Here is a 3084-nt window from a genome sequence, read left to right as displayed (position 1 = left end):
TTAAGCACGTGTTTTTATTAAAATTTCAGGTGTTTTGAATGACGTTTTTCGGAACATCAAACTGAACACCCTACTTATTAATATTTAGGACAAATGTGTTCCCGTTGTATAATGCGAAGTCCTGTTGATTGATGAAAAGGAAAATGGGAATCCAGAAATCAATCACACCCTGCTTCAACTTATATGGAGCAGCCTTCAGAATCTTGGTGAGTTCAGACAACTTTCTGGGCTTATCAACAGATGAGTTGATAAACTCCATCGAAGCGGTCCATAATGTCTGGAGTTCCGGTTGCGTTGGTGCTCCAAGAATCCAGTTTCCGTTTTCATTAATCCGATGTATCCCTGACTCTCTGAAAAGTGTGAAATAAACAGTTTTCTCCGGAGGAAATCCTTCTATCCCAAATGCCTCTACATCAGATTTGTTCAGCATTGCGTCAAGCAAGTTGACCCTTGCCAAAGATATGGCCGAACTCAACTTCTGACGGTTGAGCAACTCATTGCGAATAATAGGCGTCTTGTCGTAAATGATGTCACAAACGTATGAGAGAAGTTTATTGAAATCTCTGACAGACCTTATTTTGACCGACTCTCCTTTGAAATACCATACCACGCTATCGATACCATTAGTAAGCGCGGTATTTATAGTCTCGTTTAATAGTAGCGTCTCATAGGTCTTCTGCTTTTCAAGTTCAGTCTGTGCTATCCTATCATCAATAGCGACATTGTCAATCACATATTGCAGCTTCTTGATTTCATGAAGATGTTTTGTAATAGCCTCGGTATTCTTGAAATATCCATATATAGAGGCGCCAGCTGACTTTGAGGTAGATAATTCTTTTACCTCTTCTTCGATTTCCGAGAGTGGAAAAATCAGATGTACAAATCCATCGATATCGCCGGAGGCTTCCACTATAGTGGGCTCGTTGGATACGCGNTACTCAAAATAACGAGGGGTTCCTATTTTATAGTATGAAGCGGTCGCGACTGCGGCTTTTTGCTTGATATACGGAGATATTTCTTCTACCGAAAGCTGTGGAGTTGGTACGATAGAAGCTGCTTTAAACAATTCACTTTCAATATTGAGATTTGTCCCTTCATATAATATGAATTGTGACTTATATGATGCAAATCTGATTATCTTTTCAGAAAGAAGCGTTTTTATTGTGGCCTTTACATTAATAATACCGAGAGCATTCTGTCCGTATGTGACAAGAAAATCATCATTTAGAACAATGCCATTGAAGAACATATTGATAAGACCTATTGTCTTTATAATCTTCAGACAGTCATTGATAACATTCGACTCCTGATTAGACCCTTCAATACGTTCTATTGCCACTGCGAGCGACCTCCACCCGGTAGAATCGGCATTCATCTCATTGATAGCCGAATAAAAATGATAGGTCAGATAGTCATATACCTTGGCTATGTTATATGTCAATGAGGCTGTTGCCTTAAACTCATTGAGGGAGTCTTCACCTTTAGCGGTTAGGAAAGAAAACAAGGAACGCTCATTCTGCCCATATCTCTGGACCGCAAGAGTTAGGCACACAGCAGAGATTGGATCGAGAGGATAGAGAAGTTCTGCCGTTTTTAAGCTGAACGAATTGCTGAGAATTTTACTTCTTTGACCAAGGTCGTATAGGAGATTCAGACTGATTCCCTCTGAGCGTGTTATGTGCTGATGCTCACTTAACTGCTTTGCCGTTAGATAGAGAAGTTGCTCTACCGGTTCAGCGAAGACAATCTCCTGAAAACGGCCCTTTACTTTTTGCCATTCGTTTCTCTGTGTTTCACTTAGTTTATAAGCATAACTTCCAAAGTTCTGATGTAGCGTGGTTAGAAGTATTATGTTTCTACTCGGTACATTTACGAATTCAGAAAGTTTCTGTAGGAAATACAGTTCCTTTTCTGGGTTGTTATTAGCGACGTGCTCAAGTACTTTACCAAACTCATCAACGACAATAATTAAAAACTTGTTGCGCTTTCGGATTGATTGATAATACTGATTAAGAGCATCAATTGCGTTACTGTTATGACTCTCAAGTTTGGATGCCAGTAATGTGCTTAGCGATGAATAGTCGCCTACTATATTCAGAAATTCAAAACCGGAGGTAGAGCCAAGGACATTTCTTTTGATAAGCCGATTTGCACCGGATGTCAAATCATCTTCCAAAGCAAGTATGAAGCTGGACTTTCCAGTGCCGTAGGTGCCGATAATGGAGAATGAATGGTGGCCGGAATTGTAACTATTTACAATGTTTCCAGCTACCATCCGGGCATTTTCCGTTATGATATATCGGAAATCCGCTGCTGTATTTAGCTATATATTTACTGATGGAATATAGCTCATAACGAATCGTAGTAATTATCCAGAACATCAAATCTGTTGAGTTCTCCTATAAACTGGACATTTTTAATGCCACTGTTATCAGAGAACACAACCATTCCGGGGTAAAGTTTCTCTATTTTACGGATTATATCTATGAGCGATATTATTGGCAAACAGAATACAAGAGACAGCTTCTGGAGTATATCAAAAGACAACGTTTTATCCCCACCGCTCAATGTGAGGAGGGCGAATAGAACGACATCGGGTGCGATATCTTCAGGCTCAGTCACTCGATAAGAATATACGTCCGAATCTTTATTGACAATAAGACCAAGCCCTATTAATAATGCAGAGAAGTCTTCAATGTTCTTTAAATCTTTTGGAGCTACATAATTTTTCAAGAGCACAGCGATGTCTTTTTTTACGGTGTTTTCGTTGTAGACATTTCTTTGTTCAGGAACCGAACATTTGCGTTTGATAAAATTGCGTAGCTCATCTTTTGAGAACTCCTTTTTCTCTCGCTGATACTCTACAAACGTTAGGTTATAGATACTGGCGACACCTGTTACGACAAGAAGGAAATGAAGAACCCAAAGAGTGTTGAGGTCCTCCGCATAGGGATCACGCCCATATTCAGTATCAAAAAGGAAGTCTGCTATGCCAGTAAGTTCATCCTGTCTAGTCCGGAAAAGTGTTGACCGTCAGATTCAACATTTTTTAGTAAAATGTGTGAAGAAAACAAAAAATTCTGG

The 3084-nt window shown here is 39.6% G+C and carries 1 pseudogene; it reads right to left on the bottom strand.

The features are described from left to right. Positions 1 to 2349: 2349 nt before the first annotated feature. Positions 2350 to 2997 (bottom strand): annotated as a pseudogene (locus JX312_RS11245) (DUF4007 family protein); the annotation flags it as partial. Positions 2998 to 3084 lie beyond the last annotated feature (87 nt).

The organism is Barnesiella sp. CU968 (assembly GCF_905219685.1).
GTDB lineage: Bacteria > Bacteroidota > Bacteroidia > Bacteroidales > Muribaculaceae > Lepagella > Lepagella muris_A.
This window is presented reverse-complemented; position numbering and strand designations above follow the sequence as displayed.